Origin of the sequence: Sphingomonas sp. PP-F2F-G114-C0414 (genome assembly GCF_003688595.1) — a bacterium.
Lineage (GTDB): Bacteria > Pseudomonadota > Alphaproteobacteria > Sphingomonadales > Sphingomonadaceae > Sphingomonas.
Genome location: NZ_RCWT01000013.1, coordinates 176,278 through 197,226, shown reverse-complemented (window position 1 = coordinate 197,226; position 20,949 = coordinate 176,278). Strand labels below are relative to the sequence as shown.

The following is a 20,949-nucleotide window of genomic DNA, read 5'->3' as shown; positions in this document are numbered from 1 at the left end:
TCAGGTTGCGAAGCCCGATAAGGTCACCAGCGACACCATCCGTGCGCGATGCGCCGTGATGGCTCGGGCGGAGGCGTGTGGAAACTTCCTGTCGTTACCGACCGGTCGTTACTGGCCCGTAGCTTGTCCGGCCGGCTTCGGCACGGCAGCCTGCGATCCTGCGCTTTCGTCGGTCACCGTCGATGTTTCGGTGACGGCCGAGGGCATCACCACCGGCGCGGGCTGGGGTTGCCCGGCCTGGCCGATCAGCGCCGCGTTCTCGATCACGTCGAGGGCATGCCGCGCCTGGACGTAGCGGCCTGCGGCTTCCATCCAGTTGCTCGCCTGGTTCGCGCCCGGCAGCCGTGCGACTTCCGCGCGGGCCGCCTCGACCTGGCCCGCTTCGAGCAGACGCCGGACGCGGGCGAGCCGATCGGCGGGCATCGTCGACGGCGTGCCGGCCTTGCGCAGCACGACCAGCGAATCGATCTGGTGCTGGATCGTGTCGAGCCAGCCGTCGCCGGTGGTCGACGTGATATCCGGCGCGATCGTATCGAGCCCCTGGCGCAGGTCCTCGAGCGTCACCGGCTGGCGCGCCGCCTGGATCAGCGTGGTCGTCGCGCGCGGTTGCGCCTGACCGAACCGCAACCGCAGCTGCTCCTCGAGATAGCCGAGCGTCACGCCGCGATCGAGCGCACGTCGCGCGGCAAACGCCACCAGCAGGCCTTCCGCGCGCGTCGCCTGTCCGGCAGCTGCGGACGCGTCGGTGGCGATCGTCGCGGTGCGCGTCTCCAGCGCGGTCAATTGCGCCGCCAGCGTCGCCTCGCGCGTCGCGAGCACGGCGGTATCGATCGGGGCTGGGGCCTGCGGCTCGCCGTTCGGGCCGAGCGGTTGCGACGGAATATACCCCGAACTGCCCGCCGCCGCCTTCTGCGCGGCGGTCGTCGTCCCGGCGGTCGTCGCATGCCCGCCGAACCACGGCAGCTTCTTGGCGGCATAGCCCATAAGGCCCAGCCCCGCGACGAACGCGAGGCCGACAAGGGCAAGGATCACACCCATTTTGGGTCCGCGTGCCCGTGGGCGATCGGTCGGCACGTAGTCGCTCATGGCGTGCTTATCCCCGCCACGCGCGCGCTGGTCAATCGCGCGCGTGTTCGCGTGCGCAGCAGCGAGCGCGACGACCGCCGGATCGGTCGGTTGCGGGGCGATCGTCACGTCTCGCCAACCGTGCCCCGCCGCGTCGCCGACCGCCCGGCTGATGGCGACGAGCGCGATCCTGTGGCGAGCCGTACCCGCCGCATCGACGAGTTCCGCCAGCCGTTCCGCGGCGCGCACCGAATGGACCAGAACGATCGCATCCTCGAACGATCGCGCGTCCTCGGGGTCGATCGGCACGGTGTCGCTCGCATAGACGGTGATCGCCTCGACGCCGTCGCCGGTCTCGCGCCGGTCGCGCCCTGCGAGGTGGAGCAGCCGCGCAAAGCCGCGGTCGCGCGCGTCCGCCACCACGGCCCGCGCGTCGTCGGAACCGGTGACCGCGACCGCGAACCCGGCCTTCGTCGCCGCCGCCGCGGTCGCGGCACCGACCGCGACGACCGGCAACCGCTTGAATGCGTCGAGCCCGGCGCCGCCATGCCTGACCGCGTTCGCGCTGGTCAGCAACAGACCGTCGAACCCGGCAGGATCGGGCGGCGTCCAGTCGACCGGCACGACCCCGAACAGCGGAACCTGCCGCGCCTCCAGCCCAAGCGCGCGCAAGGATGTCGCGGTGCGCGTGTTGCCGGGTTCCGGCCGCAGCACCACGACGGGTGTCATGCGGCGAACAACCGCCGGACGCTGGCCGGCGCGCGCGCGAGCAGGTCCTCCGCGAGCGCGGTCCCGAGATCGTCGTCGATCGTCCCCTCGATCGATCCGTCGACATCGCACGCGCCGTCCTCGGCGATCAGCTCGGCGCGCAACGTCAGCGTCTCACCCGCCAGCGACGCCAGCGCCGCGACCGGCGAATGACAATCCGCCCCCAGCCTCGCGAGCAACGCACGCTCGGTCAGCACGCACGCGCTCGTATCGTGGTGGTCGATCGCCGCGACGATCTCGCCCGCCGCGCTCCCGGCGAGAACCTCGACCCCGACTGCGCCCTGGGCCGGTGCCGGCAGCATCACGTCGGTGGGGATCGCGTGGCCATCGTCGCGCCCGAGCCGGTCGAGTCCCGCCGCCGCTAGCAACGTCGCATCCATCTCGCCGCTCGCGACCCGGCCGAGCCGCGTGTCGACGTTGCCGCGGATCAGCACGATCTCTAGGTCGGGCCGCAGTCGGAGCATCTGCGCGCGCCGCCGCGGCGAACTCGTGCCGACCACCGCGTGCGGGCGCAGGTCGGCGAGCGTCTCCGCGCCGATCAGCCGATCGCGTACGTCGGCACGCGGCAGCATCGCCGCGATCCTCAACGTGCCGGGCCGGATCGTCTCGACGTCCTTCATCGAATGCACCGCGCCGTCGATATCGCCGTCATGCAGCGCGCGATCGAGCTCCTTGGTCCACAGCGCCTTGCCCCCGATCTCGGCGAGCGCGCGATCCTGCACGCGGTCGCCGGTGGTGCGGATCACGACGATCTCGACCATGTCGGGCGACCAGCCATGCGCCGCGCACAGTGCATCGCGCACCATGCCCGCCTGGGTGAGCGCCAGCGGCGAACCGCGCGTACCGAGCCGAAAACGAGTCATCTGCGCGCCATGCAGAAACCGCGCGGCTTCGACAAGCTTGGCGCGGCGCGATAGGGGTAGGTGATGATCATCCTCGGCATCGAATCCTCCTGCGACGAAACCGCCGCCGCGCTCGTCACCGGCGACCGTCAGGTCCTCGCGCACCGGCTGCTCGGGCAGGAAGCCGCGCACGCCCCGTTCGGCGGCGTCGTCCCCGAAATTGCCGCGCGCGCGCATGTCGAGGCTCTGGAGCCACTGATCGTCGCGGCGTTGGCCGACGCCGGGCTCAAGCTGGCCGACGTCGACGCGATCGCCGCGACCGCCGGGCCGGGGCTGATCGGCGGCGTCATGGTCGGGCTGGTGACGGGCAAGGCGCTCGCCCACGCGGCCGGCAAGCCCCTGATCGCGGTCAACCATCTCGAAGGCCACGCGCTTTCGCCGCGGCTGTCCGACCCGGATCTCGAATTCCCGTACCTGTTGCTGCTGGTGTCCGGCGGGCATTGCCAGTTGCTGCTGGTCGAGGGCGTCGGCACCTACCGGCGGTTGGCGACGACGATCGACGACGCGGCAGGCGAAGCCTTCGACAAGACCGCCAAGCTGCTCGGCCTCGGCTTCCCCGGCGGCCCCGCGGTCGAACGCGCCGCGGCACTCGGCAACCCGAAGGCGGTCCCCCTGCCACGTCCGCTCAAGGGCTCGGCCGAACCGCATTTCTCGTTCGCGGGCCTCAAGAGCGCGGTCGCCCGCGTCGTCGGCCAGTATTCGCCCGAGGACTTGGCCGCCTCGTTCCAGGCCGCGGTCGTCGATTGCCTGATCGACCGCACGACCAAGGCACTCCGCACCTCGCACGGCGCCACCGCGCTGGTCGTCGCGGGCGGAGTCGCCGCGAACACCGCGGTCCGTGGCGCGTTGCAGACGCTCGCCAGCGCGCACGGCCTTCGCTTCGTCGCGCCGCCGCTCTGGCTCTGCACCGACAACGCCGCCATGATCGGCTGGGCGGGCGCCGAGCGCTTCGCCGCCGGCCTCACCGACCCGCTCGACGTCGCCGCGCGCCCGCGCTGGCCGCTCGATCCGAACGCCGAAGCGGTGCGTGGCGCGGGAGTGAAGGCATGAAGATCGGCGTCATCGGCGGCGGTGCCTGGGGCACGGCGCTCGCCCAGGTTGCCGCGCACGAAGGTCGCGACGTCGTCCTCTGGGCGCGGGAAAGCGCGGTGGTCGAGTCGATCAACGCGCATCACGAGAACACCCTGTTCCTCGCCGGCGTCGCGCTCTCCCCGACGATCCGCGCCACCGATGACCTAGCCGCGCTCGCCGACATGGACGCGATCCTCGTCGTCGCCCCCGCGCAGCACGTCGGCAGCGTCCTCGCCGCGGCCCCGGTCGGGCGCATCCCGCTCGTCCTCTGCGCAAAAGGCATCGAAGCCGGCAGCAAGCGTCTCGTCGGCGAAGTCGCGCGGGCCGTCCACCCGAACGCACCGATCGCGGTCCTCTCCGGGCCCACCTTCGCGCACGAAGTCGCCGCCGGGCTGCCCACCGCGGTTACGCTGGCGTGCGAGGATGCCGACCTTGGCGAACGTCTCGCCACGCGGTTGGCAGCGCGCCATTTCCGCACCTACGCCTCCACGGACGTCGCCGGCGCGGAGATTGGCGGCGCGGTGAAGAACGTCCTCGCGATCGGCTGCGGCGTGGTCGAGGGGGCAGGGCTCGGCCAGAACGCGCGCGCCGCGCTGATCGCAAGAGGGTTCGCCGAGATGACCCGCTTCGGCCTAGCCCGCGGCGCGCGCGCGGAAACGCTCGCCGGGCTATCGGGACTGGGCGACCTCGTCCTCACCTGCTCCTCGACCAGCTCACGCAACTTCTCGCTCGGCGTCGGCCTTGGCCGCGGCGACTCCGCTGCGGCTTTGCTCGCCGACCGCCGCACCGTCGCAGAAGGCGCCTTCACCGCCCCCGTCCTCCGCGAAGCCGCGCAAGACGCCGGGGTCGACATGCCGATCACCGAAGCCGTCTGCCGCCTGTTGGAAGGCGCCCCGGTAAGCGACGTCATCGGCGACCTGCTCGCGCGGCCGCTGAAGGGCGAGGCGGGCTAATCCCCAAAACTGTTTCCCCGCGAAGGCGGGGACCCAGACTGGGCTCCCGCCTTCGCGAGAGAACAAGGGGGAGCCGACCTCGCAATCCTCCCCCGCCAGGGGGAGGTGGCACCGAAGGTGACGGAGGGGGAGGACACGGAACCTACGTTGCCCTTACCTCCCCCTCCGTCTGGCAAGAGCCAGCCACCTCCCCCTTGCGGGGGAGGATCAGCAATCACCGCAACACCCGCGCCGCCAACCCCGAGCAATCCGCATCCTCCGCCGTCGGCCCCTGATTCCCCGAAATCGCCCGCCCGATCGCCTTGAAGATATTTCCCACCGACTTCACCTCTGGCGGGATCGTCACGTTGGGCCGCTCTATCGTCCCGGTCATGTACGCCGACCCCGGCAACCGCAGCAGCGCATGCTGTTTCGGCGTGCCCGTCAGCCGGATGTTCAGCGTCTCCCCCCGAAACACCACGCTCCCCTGGCCGCGCAACTGACTGGCCGTCGTATCGACGATCATCGGATCGATCCGCCCACGTCCGCGCGTCACGTCGAGCTTCAGCACCACGCAGCGCAGCCCCGCCCGCTCGCCATCCTTCGCCAGCAACGCCCGCGCCGCATCGAAGCCCAACGCCGCGGCGATCCCCTGCGGCAACTGCCCATCCCGCGCGACGAACCCGATCGTCCCGTTCGACCGCCCGACTGCCGCGCGGATGGTCTCGCCCGGCCCCGTCAGCCGCACCCGCGCGCTGACGTTGCCGCTGAAATCGCCGCCGCCGCCTGCAAGCGCCTGCACGCTGCTACCGCGCAACCTGAGGTCGATATCGACCGTCGGCACCTTCCGGTCGCCGCGCTGGTCGACCGTCACCTTGCCCGTGACATTGCCATGCGACAGCCGCGCGACCAGATCGCTCAACGTCAGAAGCTGATGATCGATCGCCAGCACGCCCTTGGCGGACAGGATTGGCGACGCGCCATTGCCGCTCACGATCCGCCCAATCCGGAACCCCATCCGCGCGTCGGTCCTGTCGATCTTGCCGATATCGATCCGCGTGTTCGGCACCAGCCGCGGCCCGATCGCGCGTTCCAGCGCAGCGCCCTCGGCCTTGCCCTCGTCCGACGCCAGATCGCCGAAATCGAACTGCCGCGACACGATGTCGCCATCGACCTTGCTGCGCCCCGCCTGCTTATCGACCGTCACGTGGCCTGCAAAATCCGACCGTCCGACCACGCCCTTCAACTGCGTGACGGTCCATTTCGGCTGGTCGTGCCGGACGTGCGCGCTGAACGACACCGGCTGCGTACGGAACAGCCCCGCCTCGATCACCGCGTCGATCAGCTTGAGGTCGGTCGCGCGCGCCGTCACGTCGAGGCTCATCGCGTCGGTATCGAGCGGCCGATCCATCAGCCCCTTTGCCGAAACCGACAGCTTTTCACCGTCGATCGACGCGGTGAACGGCCACGGCTTGCCCTGGAACTTCTCCACCGAAGGCCCCGCGACCGCGATCCGCACCGCCGCCCCGCGGATCGTGCCCGACCCGTTCGCGCGGATACCATGCACCGGATCGGACACGAACCGCGCCGTGACGAAGCGGTCCTGCTTGTCGTCGCGATACTCGATCACGCTGTCGCTGATCGTCAGCCCGTCGAGATCGGTCGAACTGCCGCCGCCCTTGGGCTTGCCTGGCCGTTCCCAGTTGGTCCGACCGTTCTTGTCGCGCACCAGCACCAGATGCAGTCCCCGCGCCTTCACGTCGCGCGGCCCGAACGCGCCCTTGAGCAAGCCGAGCCCCGAAAACGTCGCTTCCGCCTCGCGCAGGTCGACAAAATCGCCTTTGCCCGCCCAGTCGGCCTGCGGGATGCGCACGTTCGTGATGCGGATCGTCGGATTGAACCCGAACGCGTCGACCCGCTCGATCCCGCCGATCGTCACCGGGCGCCCGAACCGCGCGGTCAGCTGCCGCTCGATCACGCCTTTCAGCGATCCCCACGGAAACGCGGCCAGCCCCACCAGCCCCAGCACGAGCACGCTCGCGACAACGATGCCGGTGACTTTAACCCAGCGTTTCTCGAAGAATCCCCTCATCGAAGCGGCGACGCGCCGGACGGGTAATCGTTCCACATGCGTCAGGACCGCTGGCGCAGATTACATCGTCATCCTGACGGAAGTCAGGATCCAGAGCCGAATACGATGCCGTTTGTGATCCTGGATCCTGACTTTCGTCAGGATGACGGAAGATCAGAAATCGATCGCCATGCCCTTCAGCTCCCAATCGCCATAGCGCGTCGGATCGCGCGGCTCGGGGTCCTTGTCGGGCACGATCGCCTCGGGCTTCGGCACCGGCGTATTCTTCGCAAGGTATTCTGGCGGCTTCAGATGATCGGGGCGCTGGCCCATCGCGGCTCTCCGGATTTGCGTGTTGGCGTCGTAACCGCCACATGGGCCCTGTCGCGCCGCTTTGCCACAAGCCGCGCGACAAACCGAACGCGAAGGACCTTCATATGCCCGACTATACCCACGCCCCCGAGCCGCTCGGCGTTCCGACCCGACGCGCCGCACTTCGTCTGCTCGATGCCGTGCTCCGCCGCGGCGAGTCGCTCGAATCCGCATTGCCGGCTGCGACCCGCGCGATCCACGGTCCCGATCGCGGTCTCGCGCACGCGATCGCCGCCGAGACGCTCCGTCGCCTCCCCGATCTCGACGCGATGATCGATTCGGTCACCAAGACGAACCTGCCCGACGATGCGAAGGCGCGGATGGCGCTGCGGATCGCGCTGGTCCAGGTGCTGATCCTCGGCACCCCCTCGCACGCCGCGATCTCGACCGTGTTGCCGCTGGTCGACGGTGGCCCGCGCAAACTCGTCCACGGCGTGTTCGGCACGTTGTTCCGCGCAAACATGCTGCTCCCCGAAGTGCCGACGCTGCCGGCCCCCGTCGAACTGCGCTGGGAAGCCGCGTGGGGCGAGGAGATGGTCGACGCCGCCGGCCGCGCGATCGCGCAGGTGCCGCCGCTCGACCTGACGATCGCCGACCCGTCCGAGACCGAAGGCTGGCGCGAAAAGCTCGGCGGCGAGAGTTTCATGCCCGGGCATTTGCGTTTGGGCGACCACGACTCGGTCCCCGACATGGCAGGCTTCGGCGACGGCGCCTGGTGGGTCCAGGACATCGCCGCCTCGCTCCCCGCACGCCTGCTGGGGAAGGGGGAGGGCCACGTCCTCGATCTCTGCGCAGCCCCCGGCGGCAAGACGTTGCAGCTCGCGAGCGCCGGCTGGACCGTCACCTCGGTCGACAATTCGCAGAGCCGGATCAAGCGGCTCCGCGAGAACCTCTACCGCACGCACCTGAAGGCCGAGGTCGTCAACGCCGACATCCTCGAATGGGCGCCCGCCGAGCCCGCCGACGCGATCCTGATCGACGCCCCGTGCAGCGCGACGGGCATCTTCCGCCGCCACCCCGACGTCCTCCATCGCATCCGCCCCTCGATCATCGCCGAAACCGCGGCGTTGCAGGCGCGGATCTTCGCGAGGGCGGCGGACTGGGTGAAGCCCGGTGGCACCTTGGTGTACGCCACTTGTTCGCTGGAGCCATCGGAAGGCGAGGCGCAACTCGACGCGTTCCTCGCGGCCCGCAGCGACTACACGATCGCCCCGGTAGACCAGTCCGAACTCCCCGTCGGCATTACGCCGACGGAGGCGGGCACGATCCGCACGCTTCCCGGCATGCTGGCGGACCAAGGCGGCTGCGACGGCTTTTTCATCGCCCGGCTAAAACGAAGCTAACCTTCTGCTTCCCCCCTCCCTGAAAGGGAGGGGCCGGGGGTGGGTAGGCCGGCTCGGGCCGCAACCGCAGGACCATGTGGAACCCGACCCACCCCCAACCCCTCCCTTCCAGGGGGGGGCAAAAACCAAGGCCTTCGCACCGCACGAATCCCGCGCTAGGACAATCTCATGCAACCCGTCCGCATCGCCCCCTCGATCCTCTCCGCCGACTTCGCCAAACTCGGCGAGGAAGTCCGCGCCATCGACGCAGCCGGCGCCGACTGGATCCACATCGACGTGATGGACGGCCATTTCGTCCCCAACATCTCGTTCGGCCCCGCGGTCATGAAGTCGGTCCGCGGCGTCACCACCAAGCCGTTCGACGTCCACCTGATGATCTCCCCCGTCGACGCCTATCTCGACGCGTTCGCGGAAGCCGGCGCCGACTGCATCACCGTGCATTACGAAGCCGGCCCGCACATCCACCGCTCGCTCCAGCACATCAAGAGCCTCGGCAAGCGCGCCGGCGTCGTGATCTGCCCCGGTACCCCCGCCAAGATGCTCGACTACCTCATGGACATGGTCGACCTCGTCCTCGTGATGAGCGTCAACCCGGGCTTCGGCGGCCAGAGCTTCATCCCGAGCCAGCTCAAGAAGATCAGCGCGATCCGCACGATGATCGAAAAGAGCGGCCGCGCGATCGACCTCGAAGTCGATGGCGGCGTCGATGCCGAGTGGGCGAAACGCTGCATCGAAGCCGGCGCCGACGCGCTGGTCGCCGGCACTTCGGTCTTCCGCGGCGGCCCCGACCACTACGCCGCCAACATCGCCGCGTTGCGGGGGTGAACGAGCCGCGTGATCTTGTAACCGATCCCGCCCCCGACGGGATCGACGAAGGCCGCCGCCTGATCCGTCTCGGCGGCGACAAAGGGCTGTCGCTCGCCGATCGCCTGGCTGAGCGCTTCCACCGCCTGACGTGGCGCACCCCGCTCCACACGCTGCGCCTCAAGGGGCGGTATCCGCTGAAGCTGATCGCGGTCCCCGATGACCCCATCCTCGGCGACATTGCGCGCGGCACGATGCTGCTGGAGGGCGTCCTATCGTTCCGCGGCGAAGCGCGCGACATCGAGACGCTCGATCTTGCGAAGCCGCTGCCCAAACCGTTCGCCGAATACTTGCACAGTTTCGCGTGGCTGCGTGACCTGTCGACCGTTGCGACCCGCGCACGGGGCGCACCGATCGCCGAATACCTCATGAGCCTCTGGCTGACCGCGCACGCCGACACGCAGGGCGGGATCGCGTGGCGACCCGACATGTGGGGCCGCCGCATCCTCGCCTGGACCGCGCACGCGCCGCTGATCCTGTCGTCCTCCGACCAGATCTACCGCTCGAAGGTGCTCAACGCACTCGCAAAGGGCGCCCTCCACCTCGACCGCACCGCCGACAAGGCCCCGGCCGGTGCGCCGCGCATCGCCGCGTGGTGCGGAGTCGTCGCCGCTGGCCTCCTCATCCCCGGCGGCGAGCCGCGCCAGGCGTTCGGTGAAGCCGGCCTTCTCCGCGCGCTCGGCACGGGCCTGTTCGACGATGGCGGCTCGGTGTCGCGAAGCCCGGCAATGCTGCTCGACTCGATCCAGCTGCTGACCCTGCTCCAGGAAAGCTACGCCGCGCGCAGCGCCGAACTCCCCGAGACGGTCGCGGTCACGCTCACCCGGATGGTCGCGGCGCTGCTCGGTGTCGCGCACGCCGATCGCGGCCTGTCGAGCTGGCAGGGCGGTGGCCCCGCCAGCGAAACGCAGGTCGCCGCGGTCATCGAGGCCAGCGGTGTCCGCACCCGCCCGCTGCGCCAGGCGCGCGACTGGGGCTATCAGCGACTCGCCGCCGGCACCGCGGTGCTGATCGTCGACGCCGCCCCGCCGCCGATCGCGCGCCTCGTCGAAGGCGGTTGCGCGTCGACGCTAGCGTTCGAATTCTCGGACGGCCCGGCGCGGATCGTCGTCAATTGCGGCGGCGCACGCGCGGGCATCGCGCAACTCCCGCCCGCGATGGTCGAAGGCCTGCGCTCGACTGCCGCCCACTCGACGCTGACGATCGCGGACAGCAACTCGACCGCGATCCTCGCCGACGGCACGCTCGGCCGCGGCGTCGGCGAAGTCGAGCTCAGCCGGCAGGAATCGGACGCCGCCAGCCGGATCGAGGCGAGCCACGACGGTTACGTCCGCCGCTGGGGCTTCCTCCACCGCCGCCAGCTGATGCTCACCGGCGACGGCCGGGAACTCCGCGGCGAGGACGCGCTGTTGCCGCAGGGCCGCAAGCGACGGGCCGGCTTGTCGCTGTTCGCGATCCGCTTCCACCTCGGCGAAGGCGTGCAGGTCTCCCCCACAGCGGACGGCCTCGGCGCGATCCTCCGCTTGCCGGGCGGGCCCTTGTGGCAGTTCCGATGCCGCGGCGGCGCGCTGGTGGTCGAGGACAGCGTCTGGATCGACGCCGACGGTCGCCCGGTCGCGACGCAGCAACTGATGATCACCGGCGAAGCGGCAGCCGGGGGCGCAAGCGTAAGCTGGGCGCTGAAGAAGGCCTGAGTTCTTCCCCCCTCCCTGAAAGGGAGGGGCCGGGGGTGGGTCGGGTTCCATGTGTCCGGACAGTCGCGGCTCGAGCGGGCCTACCCACCCCCAACCCCTCCCTTTCAGGGAGGGGAGCAGCGTTCCCACCCGCACGCCCCCCTATTCCCCAACGTCAACCAACGCTAAGGCACCGCCGCACGGCGACCCCCGACGAAAGACCCTCATGACCAGCATCCCGAACACCCTCCCCATTCGGCGCGCGCTCCTGTCCGTCTCCGACAAGACCGGGATCGTCGATCTCGGCAAGGCGCTGGCGAGCCACGGCGTCGAACTCGTCTCCACCGGCGGCACCGCCACCGCGCTCCGCGCCGCCGGCCTCACGGTGCGTGACGTCAGCGAACTCACCAGCTTCCCCGAAATGATGGACGGTCGCGTCAAGACGCTCCACCCGATGGTCCATGGCGGGCTGCTCGCGGTCCGCGACGACGCCGGCCACGCCGCCTCGATGGCCGAGCACAAGATCGGCGCGATCGACCTCGTCATCGTCAACCTGTACCCGTTCGAGGCTACGGTCGCAAAAGGGGCAGACCGCGACACCGTGATCGAGAACATCGACATCGGCGGCCCCAGCATGGTGCGCTCGGCCGCCAAGAACCACGCCTATGTCGCGATCGTCACCGACCCCGCCGACTATGCGCTCGTTTCCGGCGGCACGACCACGCTCGAAGACCGCAAGACACTCGCCGCGAAAGCCTTCGCCACCACCGCAGCCTACGACTCGGCGATCGCGACCTGGTTCGGCACGGTAGATCAGGCCGAGGAATTCCCCGCCACGCTGCCGATCACGCTCAAACGCGGCGACAGCTTGCGCTACGGCGAGAACCCGCACCAGTCCGCCGCTTTCTACACGGCGACAGGCTCGGTCCGCGGCATCGGCCAGGCGCGCCAGCTCCAGGGCAAGGCGCTCAGCTACAACAACCTCAACGACGCCGACGCCGCGCTCGAACTGATCGCCGAATTCCGCGATGCTGAGCCCTCGGTGGTGATCGTCAAGCACGCCAACCCCTGCGGCGTCGCCACCGGCGCCACCCTCGCCGAAGCGTACGCCGCGGCGTTCGCCTGCGACACGGTGTCAGCATTCGGCGGCATCATCGCCGTGAACCGCACGCTCGACGCCGAGACCGCGCGCGCCATCACCGGGATCTTCACCGAAGTCGTCGTCGCGCCGGATGCCGACGAGGAGGCGATCGCGCTGTTCGCCGCCAAGAAGAACCTCCGCCTGCTGCTTACCGGCGCCCTCCCCGATCCCGCCCGCCTTGGCTTGACGGCAAAGTCGATTGCCGGCGGCTGGCTCGTCCAGGGCCGCGACAACGGCACGCCCGGCGAGTTGAAGGTCGTCACCAAGCGCCAGCCGACGCCGCAGGAACTCCTCGACTGCCGCTTCGCCTGGACGGTCGCCAAGCACACCAAGTCCAACGCGATCGTCTACGCCAAGGACGGCAGCACCGCGGGCATCGGCGCCGGCCAGATGAACCGCCTCGAATCCGCACGCATCGCCGCATGGAAGGCGAAGGACGCGGCGGAGAAGGCCGGCTGGTCGACCCCGCGCACGATCGGCTCGGCGGTCGCGTCGGATGCGTTCTTCCCCTTCGCCGACGGCCTGCTCGCGGCGGTAGAGGCCGGCGCAACCGCGGTGATCCAGCCCGGCGGCTCGATCCGCGACGCCGACGTCATCGCCGCCGCGGACGAAGCCGGCCTCGCGATGGTCTTCACCGGCATGCGCCACTTCCGCCACTGAGTTCGACACGCTCGGATCGCTCGCGCTAACTGTTCCCCCGCGAAAGCGGGGGCCCAGGACCACAAACGGCATCGTTCGTGACCATGGGCTCCCGCTTTCGCGGGAGAACAGAGTGCCCGGCAAGGTTGCCCATAAAACAGGCACCCGTACCGCACTGCACAAGTTTTAACCGCAAATTCACGTCTGCTCGCCCACCGAGCCCACCCCACCCCTCCACGCCCCAACTGGCACGCACATTGCGAGGCACCTCCCGTAACAAGGGGAAGGGGCGCGATGAAACTCGTCATTGCCATCATCAAGCCGTTCAAGCTCGACGAGGTGCGCGAAGCGCTCACCACGATCGGCGTGGCGGGCATGACGGTCACCGAGGTCAAGGGGTTCGGCCGTCAGAAGGGCCAGACCGAGATCTATCGCGGGGCCGAGTACAGCACCAACATGGTGCCGAAGATCAAGATCGAGGTGGTCTGCGCCGCCAGCCTGTCCGACCGCGTGGTCGAGGCGATCCAGGCGTCGGCGAACACCGGCGCGATCGGCGACGGCAAGATCTTCGTGCTCGACGTGGGGCAAGCGGTGCGCATCCGCACCGGCGAGACCGACGATTCAGCGCTCTGAGGGGGGACGAGATGAAGCATGATTTGAAGAAGGTCGCCGTCGCGGCTCTGGGGTTCGGCGCGGCGATGATCGCCGCCGCACCCGCCTGGGCGCAGGACGTCGCGGCACCCGTAGCCCCGGTCGTCGCGCCCGTGGTGGCGACGGTGAACAAGGGCGACACCGCCTGGATGATGACGTCGACGCTGCTGGTGTTGATGATGATCGTCCCCGGCCTCGCGCTGTTCTACGGCGGTCTCACCCGGTCGAAGAACATGCTGTCGACGATGACGCAGATCGGCGCGGTCGCGTGTCTCGCGATGCTGTTGTGGGTCATGTACGGCTACACGATGGCGTTCGGCGACGGCGGCGGCGAGTATATCTCGGGCTTCGGCAAGGCGCTGCTCCGCGGCATCACGCCCGACTCGACCGCGGCTACCTTCACCGCGGGCGTCGCGATCCCCGAATATGTCTTCATCTGCTTCCAGATGACGTTCGCCGCGATCACCGTCGCGCTCGTGCTCGGCTCGGTCGTCGAGCGGATGAAGTTCTCGGCGGTCATGGTCTTCGCCGCGGTCTGGCTGACGATCGTGTATTTCCCGGTCGCGCACATGGTGTGGGCATCGGGCGGCAAGTTCTTCAAGATGGGCGCACTCGATTTCGCCGGCGGCACCGTCGTCCACATCAACGCCGGTGTCTCGGCGCTGGTCGCCGCGCTGATCCTCGGCAAGCGGATCGGCTATCCCACCGATCGCATGGCGCCGCATTCGCTGACGATGACCGGGATCGGCACCGGGCTGCTCTGGGTCGGCTGGTTCGGCTTCAACGCCGGCTCGGCGCTCGAGGCCAACGGCTCGGCCGGGCTCGCGATGCTCAACACCTTCGTCGCCACCGCCTCGGCGGGCCTCGCCTGGATGCTGATCGAGCGCGTCAATGGCCACAAGGGTTCGGCGCTCGGCTTCTGCTCGGGCATCATCGCCGGCCTCGTCGCGGTCACGCCGGCGGCCGGCAACTCGGGCCCGTTCGGCGCGATCATCCTCGGCGCGGTCGCTTCGGTGATCTGCTATTACGCGGTGACGGTCTTGAAGCCGAAGCTCGGTTATGACGATGCGCTCGACGCGTTCGGCATCCACGGCATCGGCGGCATGATCGGCGCGATCGGCACCGGCATCGTCTACGCCCCCGCGTTCGGCGGCCCCGGCAAGCCCGATTTCGACATGGGCCACCAGCTCTTCGTTCAGGTAGCGGCGGTCGCCACAACCATCGTCTGGGCGGCGATCGGCACCGTGATCGCGATCTACATCGCCAAGGCGATGACCGGCTTGCGGGTCTCCGAGGAAGTCGAGCGCGAAGGCCTCGATCTCGGCGAGCACGGCGAACGCGCCTACGATTAAGCAGTTCGGTAGCGGGCCGACCGAGCCCGCACCCACGACGTTCCTCCTGCGGACAACCTTGGCTCGGTGTGGCAACACACCGGGCCATTTTTTTGGTTTCGATCGAAGTGGTACTTCGATCGAGTTTAACGGGGGAGCGCACCTACTATGTTCTCCCGCGAACGCGGGAGCCCAGGGCCAAGCAAAGCGACGGTTAAATCCCCCTCCCGCTTACGGGAGGGGTTAGGGGAGGGGGCGACGTACGTACCGGCGTCCGGCCCATGAGGCTAACCCCTCCCCCAACCCCTCCCGCGAGCGGAAGGGGAGCCGACAAATGCTACCCTCGGCATCGATCGGCACTTAAGTCCTAAGCGCAGGTACCACCCCGGCGAAGGCCGGGGCCCAGTTGGAAAGGTCTTGGTAACGAAGGGCAACCGTCATTAGCACCGTTGCCCAACTGGACCCCGGCCTCCGCCGGGGCGGTGTTTCCGCCAGGCGATCGTCCTTAAGGAATATTGCCTCGAGGTGATTTCCTCAGCGCAAACACCCCAACCCGTTCGTGCTGAGTAGCGACCGAGTAGCTCCGTCAGGAGCGTATCGAGGGCGCGTATCGAAGCATGATTTCCGTGTGCCAACCTGTCCTTCGATACGCCGCTTCGACAAGCTCAGCAGCTACGCAGGACGAACGGGGAGGGGGAGCGAGGCGAGAGACGTGCGGAGCGCGTAAACCGCGACCCCAGCAAAAGTCCCCGCCTAAACCCGCACGCCCTTCGGCGCCAACCGTCGGATATCGAGCACATCGACCCGCGACAACATCACCGCGCCGAGCATCTTGTCGCCGGTCTCGACCAAAATCCCCTCGTGCGTAGCGCGCACCGTCCGCCACGCGACCTCGCGCACCGCGAGCCGCTTGCCGACCCGCTTCACCGCCGCGACGCGCCCATCGTCCGCCACCGCCAGCGCACCCTGGCCATCCGCGCCGACGACGGCTCCCGCCACCGCGAACCCGTGCAACTGCGCCTGTGCGGCGTCCGCCGCCTCTTCCGGCGTCTCGATCTTCACTACCCGCCGCGCCCGCACGATCACCCAGGCAACGACGAGACCAACGATCACGAGCACGACCACGACCGAGCCGCCGATCGCATAGGGCCCAACCAGATAGGGCCCGATCGCAACCGGGCTCATCGCGGCCCTGCGAGCGCGTCCAGCATCGGTCGGATCCCGCGCAGGTCATACCCGGCGTCCTCGGCCTGCGCGAGCAGCAGGTTAGGGTTGCGCCCCGCCTTCGCCGCCGCGAGCGCCCACAAATTGCAGCTCCGCGTCCCCGACCGGCAATAGGCCAGCACCGGCCCGTCCGAGTCCGTCAGCGCCTGCGTCATCGCGTCGATCTGCGGATGCGAGAACCCCGCATGCGTCACCGGAATCGAGACGTACTTCAGCCCGGCCGCCTCCGCCGCCGCGCGGATCGCGTCGCCCGAAGGCTGCCCCGCATCCTCGTCGTCCGGCCGATTATTGACGATCGTCTTGAACCCCGCCGCGGCGATCTCCGCGACCTGCTCGACCGCGATCTGCGGCGCGACCGAAATACTTTCGTTGATGTGCCGTATCATGCGGACTCGCGGATCACCTGGAGGAAGGCATCCCCATAGGCGTCGAGTTTCCGCGCGCCAATGCCTGAAAGCAGGCTCAGCTCGGCCCGCGACGCAGGCCGCTGTCGCGCAATGTCACGCAACACCGAATCGTGGAAGATCACATACGGTGGAACGCCCGCTTCCTTCGCCAGATCGCGCCGCCGCACGCGCAGCGCCTCGAACAGCGGATCGTCGACCGGGTTCGGCACAGCGCCAACCGCCCCCTTGCGCCGCCGCTCACGCTTCGGCGGCACGACGATCGACACCGCCGCCTCGCCCTTGAGGATAGCCTTAGCCGCCGGCCCGAACTCCAGCCCGCCATGCGGATTGGTGCGCAGCGCATCCTTCAGCATCAGCGCCCGCGACACGGGCTTCAGCAACGCCACCTCGTCGCCATCGACGATCCCGTACACCGATAGCGCCTCGTGCCCGTTCATCAGGCTCCGCTCCGACGACACCCCCGTCAGGATGCCCTCGATATACCCCACGCCAAACATCTGCCCGGTCCGAAACACCGCCGACAGGAATTTCCGCGCCGTCTCGGTCGCATCCACCGCATCGACGTTACCAAGGCAATTGTCGCAATTCCCGCAATCCTCGAGCCGCTCCTCGCCGAAATGCTTGAGCAGGATCCGCCGCCGACACCCGGCCGTCTCGACCAGTCCGCCCATCGCCGTCAGCCGCTGCCGCTCGCCCGCCTGCCGCTCGGGCTCCACCTCGCCGATCCGCTGCCGCGCGCGCGCGAAATCCTCCGCACCCCAGAACAGATGCGTGATCGCCGGGTCGCCATCACGCCCCGCACGCCCGGTTTCCTGATAATAGGCCTCGATCGACTTCGGCAGCCCGGCATGGCACACGAACCGCACGTCGGGCTTGTCGATCCCCATCCCGAACGCGACCGTGGCGCAGATCACCATGTCCTCGCTCGCGACGAAATCCGCCTGGTTCTTGGCGCGCACCTGCGGGTCGAGCCCCGCATGATACGCCCGCGTCGGCCGCCCGCTCCGACCCAGCGCCTCCGCCAGCTTCTCGGTCGCCGCGCGCGTCTGGGCGTAGACGATCCCCGGCCCCGGGATCTTCTCCAGGATATCCGCGATCTGCCGGTTGACGTTGTCGCGCCCCGAAATCGCATAGCGGATGTTCGGCCGGTCGAACCCCGAGACGATCAGCCCTTCTTGCGAGATCCCCAGCTGCTCGAGAATATCCGCCCGCGTATGGGCATCCGCAGTCGCAGTCAGCGCGAGCCGCGGCACATCCGGAAAGCTATCGAGCAAAGGCCGCAGCAACCGATAGTCCGGCCGGAAGTCATGCCCCCATTCACTGACGCAATGCGCCTCGTCGATCGCAAAGAGCGACAGCTTGGCCTGGCTGAGCAGGTTGCGGAAGCTTTCGTTAGAAGCGCGCTCGGGCGCGACGTACAGCAGATCCAGATCGCCCGCGCGGAACCGCGCGATCGTCTCCTCGCGATTGGTATCGACGCTCGTCAGCGTCGCCGCCTTGATCCCGACAGCAGTCGCCGCCCGCAACTGGTCATGCATCAACGCGATCAGCGGCGACACGACCACGCACGTCCCCTCCAGCATCGTCGCCGGCAACTGGTAGCACAGCGACTTGCCCGCCCCGGTCGGCATGACGGCGAGCGTCCGCTGCCCCGCGAGCACCCGGTCGACGACATCGCGCTGCACGCCGCGGAAATCGGGAAAACCAAAGATGCGCTGGAGATCGGGAAGGGGGTCGAGTGCCATCGCCGTCTAGGTAGCGATCCCCCACGCGATGTCGAGGAGAGTGGGGAGTGTTATCGACGAAGAGCGTTTCAGGGTTCAGCGATGGTCAGAACGCGACGCTTCCATCCAGTACCACCCCGGCGAAGGCCGGGGCCCAATTGAGAGGTGGTCGTAACGGCGGACGGGGCTCAGTCGGCAAAGTCCCCCATTTGGGCCCCGGCCTTCGCCGGGGTGATGCGCGCAGAGTTTAGCCATCTTGCTAATTAGCCGCTTCACGAATAAACCAAGCCCATGGACTCGGTCTTCGACGCCCTCGCGCACCCCACGCGCCGCCGCATTCTCGAGCTGCTCAAAGGCGGCGCGATGACCGCTGGCGCGCTTGCCGACGCGTTCGCGGTGTCGAAGCCGACCATGTCGAACCACTTCGCCAAGCTGAAGGCCGCCGGCCTCATCCAGGCCGAGAACCGCGGCACGTCGATCGTCTACACACTCGACCTGTCGGTGATGGAGGAGGTGGTGATGGGCTTCATGGGCCGGCTCCGCGTCGGCGGCGCACACGAAAAGGGAAGCGAGACATGCGTTACCGGGACCTGATGATCGCGTCGGCGCTGACCGCCGCGACGCTGGCGATCGTCGCCGCGATCGCTCTCGGCCGCTTCCCCGCGGGCACGCAACTGCCGACCCACTGGGGTGCCACTGGGCTGCCCGATCGCTTCGCCAGCGTGAGCAGGGCGCTGTTCACGCCCGTCGCGCTGACGGTCGGCCTCTCGCTGTTCATGGCGGCACTGCCGTCGCTCGAACCGTTGCAGGACAAGCTCGAACAGTCCGCGCCGCTCTATCGCACCGCCTGGGCCGGGCTGCTCGGGATGATGGCCTTGTCCGAAGCGCTGGTCGCCGCCCCGGCGTTCGGTTTCGCGTTTCCTCCGACGACGATGCTCGCCGGCCTGGGCGCGTTCCTCGTCGCGATCGGCAACGTCCTGCCCAAGTCGCGCCCCGGCTTCTTCGTCGGCATCCGCACCCCCTGGGCGATCGTCGATCCCGACAACTGGATCGCCACGCATCGCTATGCCAGCCGCATCATGATGGCCGCGGGGCTCGCGATCATCGTCCTCGCCGCGCTGCCGATGGAGGGCGAAACCCGCACCGCAGTCTTCCGCGCGCTGCTGCTGGTGATGGTCGCGACGCCGATCCTCTATTCCTTCTTCTACTGGCGCCGCACCCGCCGCGCGCAATAGATCGAGATCCGGTCGGGTTGTCGCGGTCCCGTCATGGACCGGCGCAACTTCCCTGCGCATCCTCTCCCGGTCAATCCGGGGGGACGCGCATGGAACTGAACATCAGGCTGGCCGAGCTGCAAAAGCGCACGATCGAACACCGTGAAGTCCTCCTGACCGAGGAGGCAGCGAAGACCGCGCTCGTCATGCCGTTCCTCCAGTCGCTCGGCTACGACGTCTTCAACCCGTCCGAGGTCGTCCCCGAATTCACCGCCGACGTCGGCACCAAGAAAGGCGAGAAGGTCGACTACGCGATCTGCGCCGGCGGGAAAGTGTCGATCCTGATCGAGTGCAAGCCGTCCTCGGTCCAGCTCAACGTCAATCACGCCGGGCAATTGTTCCGGTATTTCAGCGTCACCGACGCGCGCCTCGCGGTGCTCACCAACGGCGTCGTCTACCAATTCTACTCGGACATTGAGCGCCCGAACAAGATGGACGACAAGCCGTTCTTCACCTTCACGATGGACGCGATCAAGCCCGGCGACATCCGCACGCTCGAGAAATTCACCAAGGCTGCGTTCGACATCGACAAAATCGTCCAGGAGGCCGGCAACCTCAAGACGCAGTCGCTGATCCGCCTCGAACTCGAAAAGGAGTTCGCCGAGCCGTCCGACGAGTTCGTCCGGATGATGGCGCAGCGCGTCCATGGCGGGCGCCTGACGCCGGCGATCAAGGACGGGTTCGCGAAACTGCTCGCCCCGGCGATCGCCGCACTGATCCGCGATTTCGTCAACGAACGCCTGTCGTCCGCACTGAAGGCATCGAGCCCGGTCGAGGATCTGCCCGTGGGCGCGGACGACGACCCGTCCGACGGCGACGGCATCGTCACCACGCAGGAGGAGATTTCCGGCTTCCACATCATCCAGGCGATCGCCTCGCGCCTGGTCGACCCGAAACGTGTGATCGTCCGCGACGCGAAGTCGTATTGCGCGATTTTGCTGGACGACAACAACCGGAAAACGGTCGCGCGGATGCACTTCAACGGGATCACTACCAAGTATCTCGGGATGTTCGCCGGCAAGGACGAAACGCGGCATCTGCTGTCGGACCTGACGCACATCTACCAATATTCGGAAGCGATCGAGGCACGGTTTGCGCGAGCTGGACCCGTCGATTCCAGCGTAGCGGCCGCCCCGGGTCCCCGCTTTCCTTCTGTTCCCCCGCGAAAGCGGGGGCCCAGGGCCCAGCAGCGCCATCACTTGTAAATCCTGGCCCCCCGCGTTCGCGAGGGAACAGAAGGAGCGGCGTGCGATGCGCTGCTCGCCTTTAATGCTCCCCCCGGCATCCAAACCACCACCCCGGCGGAGGCCGGGGCCCAATTGGAGAGGTGGCAATGACGACGCGCTGTCATCCGTTAGCAACGTCCCTCAATTGGGCCCCGGCCTTCGCCGGGGAGGGGTGGCGGGAGTGAGCCTACTCTTCCGTCATGCCGGGCTCGTTCCGGCATCTACCCGTTCCCGAACTCGAAACGTGAGAGTGTGGGGAACGGTGGACCCC

18 protein-coding genes are annotated in these 20,949 nt (G+C 68.5%); 11 read left to right on the top strand and 7 right to left on the bottom strand.

What is annotated here, in order from left to right; translation table 11 throughout:
* Positions 1-108: 108 nt before the first annotated feature.
* Positions 109-1,794, bottom strand: coding sequence for a uroporphyrinogen-III synthase (locus tag C8J47_RS19610; RefSeq protein ID WP_259467591.1), 1,686 nt, complete (start codon positions 1,792-1,794; stop codon positions 109-111).
* A complete protein-coding gene (gene hemC / locus C8J47_RS15485) occupies positions 1,791-2,696 on the bottom strand; it encodes a hydroxymethylbilane synthase (protein ID WP_121886425.1) in 906 nt (301 codons plus the stop codon). The genes C8J47_RS19610 and hemC overlap by 4 nt, the downstream gene beginning before the upstream one ends.
* 60 nt (positions 2,697-2,756) lie before the next feature.
* On the opposite strand from hemC, the gene tsaD reads away from it, so the two are divergent.
* On the top strand, positions 2,757-3,785 hold the full coding sequence (tsaD, locus tag C8J47_RS15480; RefSeq protein ID WP_121886424.1) for a tRNA (adenosine(37)-N6)-threonylcarbamoyltransferase complex transferase subunit TsaD: 1,029 nt from the start codon (positions 2,757-2,759) through the stop codon (positions 3,783-3,785).
* A complete protein-coding gene (locus tag C8J47_RS15475) occupies positions 3,782-4,759 on the top strand; it encodes an NAD(P)H-dependent glycerol-3-phosphate dehydrogenase (protein WP_121886423.1) in 978 nt (325 codons plus the stop codon). The genes tsaD and C8J47_RS15475 overlap by 4 nt, the downstream gene beginning before the upstream one ends.
* Before the next feature lie 214 nt (positions 4,760-4,973).
* Here C8J47_RS15475 and C8J47_RS15470 read toward each other — a convergent pair whose 3' ends face one another.
* Both C8J47_RS15470 and C8J47_RS15465 read right to left on the bottom strand, forming a co-directional pair.
* Positions 4,974-6,830 carry an AsmA family protein gene (locus tag C8J47_RS15470; RefSeq protein WP_121886422.1) on the bottom strand — a complete coding sequence of 619 codons (1,857 nt, stop codon included), beginning with the start codon at positions 6,828-6,830 and terminating at the stop codon, positions 4,974-4,976.
* Between the two features lie 153 nt (positions 6,831-6,983).
* Positions 6,984-7,142, bottom strand: a complete 159-nt coding sequence (locus tag C8J47_RS15465) for a DUF1674 domain-containing protein (protein ID WP_082441494.1) — start codon at positions 7,140-7,142, stop codon at positions 6,984-6,986.
* A gap of 104 nt (positions 7,143-7,246) precedes the next feature.
* Between C8J47_RS15465 and C8J47_RS15460 the strand changes: the two genes are divergently transcribed.
* The 6 genes from C8J47_RS15460 (at position 7,247) to C8J47_RS15435 (ending at position 14,844) form a co-directional block, all read left to right on the top strand.
* Positions 7,247-8,524 carry an RsmB/NOP family class I SAM-dependent RNA methyltransferase gene (locus tag C8J47_RS15460; protein WP_121886524.1) on the top strand — a complete coding sequence of 426 codons (1,278 nt, stop codon included), beginning with the start codon at positions 7,247-7,249 and terminating at the stop codon, positions 8,522-8,524.
* Positions 8,525-8,692: 168 nt separating this feature from the next.
* Positions 8,693-9,349 (top strand): ribulose-phosphate 3-epimerase, encoded by a 657-nt coding sequence (gene rpe, locus C8J47_RS15455; protein ID WP_121886421.1) that lies wholly within the window; start codon positions 8,693-8,695, stop codon positions 9,347-9,349.
* The gene (locus C8J47_RS15450) at positions 9,346-11,082 is read left to right on the top strand and encodes a heparinase II/III family protein (RefSeq protein WP_259467590.1); all 1,737 of its coding nucleotides are present in this window, start codon (positions 9,346-9,348) and stop codon (positions 11,080-11,082) included. The genes rpe and C8J47_RS15450 overlap by 4 nt, the downstream gene beginning before the upstream one ends.
* Before the next feature lie 205 nt (positions 11,083-11,287).
* Positions 11,288-12,862, top strand: coding sequence for a bifunctional phosphoribosylaminoimidazolecarboxamide formyltransferase/IMP cyclohydrolase (gene purH / locus C8J47_RS15445; protein WP_121886420.1), 1,575 nt, complete (start codon positions 11,288-11,290; stop codon positions 12,860-12,862).
* A gap of 273 nt (positions 12,863-13,135) precedes the next feature.
* Positions 13,136-13,474 (top strand): P-II family nitrogen regulator, encoded by a 339-nt coding sequence (locus C8J47_RS15440; protein ID WP_056053652.1) that lies wholly within the window; start codon positions 13,136-13,138, stop codon positions 13,472-13,474.
* An 11-nt stretch (positions 13,475-13,485) separates the two neighbouring features.
* Positions 13,486-14,844 carry an ammonium transporter gene (locus C8J47_RS15435; protein WP_121886419.1) on the top strand — a complete coding sequence of 453 codons (1,359 nt, stop codon included), beginning with the start codon at positions 13,486-13,488 and terminating at the stop codon, positions 14,842-14,844.
* Positions 14,845-15,576: 732 nt separating this feature from the next.
* On the opposite strand, the gene C8J47_RS15430 is transcribed toward C8J47_RS15435, so the two are convergent.
* The 3 genes from C8J47_RS15430 to recQ are packed head-to-tail and all read right to left on the bottom strand — an operon-like array spanning position 15,577 to position 18,199.
* Positions 15,577-16,008: a hypothetical protein gene (locus tag C8J47_RS15430; RefSeq protein ID WP_121886418.1), complete on the bottom strand. Its 432-nt coding sequence runs from the start codon at positions 16,006-16,008 to the stop codon at positions 15,577-15,579.
* Positions 16,005-16,433, bottom strand: coding sequence for a TIGR01244 family sulfur transferase (locus C8J47_RS15425; protein ID WP_056053640.1), 429 nt, complete (start codon positions 16,431-16,433; stop codon positions 16,005-16,007). The genes C8J47_RS15430 and C8J47_RS15425 overlap by 4 nt, the downstream gene beginning before the upstream one ends.
* Positions 16,430-18,199 (bottom strand): DNA helicase RecQ, encoded by a 1,770-nt coding sequence (gene recQ, locus C8J47_RS15420; RefSeq protein WP_121886417.1) that lies wholly within the window; start codon positions 18,197-18,199, stop codon positions 16,430-16,432. The genes C8J47_RS15425 and recQ overlap by 4 nt, the downstream gene beginning before the upstream one ends.
* Positions 18,200-18,469: 270 nt before the next feature.
* Here recQ and C8J47_RS15415 point away from each other — a divergent pair, with 270 nt between their 5' ends.
* From C8J47_RS15415 to C8J47_RS15405, 3 genes are all read left to right on the top strand, one after another.
* Positions 18,470-18,772 carry a metalloregulator ArsR/SmtB family transcription factor gene (locus C8J47_RS15415; RefSeq protein WP_121886416.1) on the top strand — a complete coding sequence of 101 codons (303 nt, stop codon included), beginning with the start codon at positions 18,470-18,472 and terminating at the stop codon, positions 18,770-18,772.
* Positions 18,754-19,413 (top strand): SdpI family protein, encoded by a 660-nt coding sequence (locus C8J47_RS15410; protein WP_121886415.1) that lies wholly within the window; start codon positions 18,754-18,756, stop codon positions 19,411-19,413. The genes C8J47_RS15415 and C8J47_RS15410 overlap by 19 nt, the downstream gene beginning before the upstream one ends.
* Positions 19,414-19,502: 89 nt before the next feature.
* A complete protein-coding gene (locus tag C8J47_RS15405; RefSeq protein ID WP_121886414.1) occupies positions 19,503-20,657 on the top strand; it encodes a type I restriction endonuclease in 1,155 nt (384 codons plus the stop codon).
* Positions 20,658-20,949 lie beyond the last annotated feature (292 nt).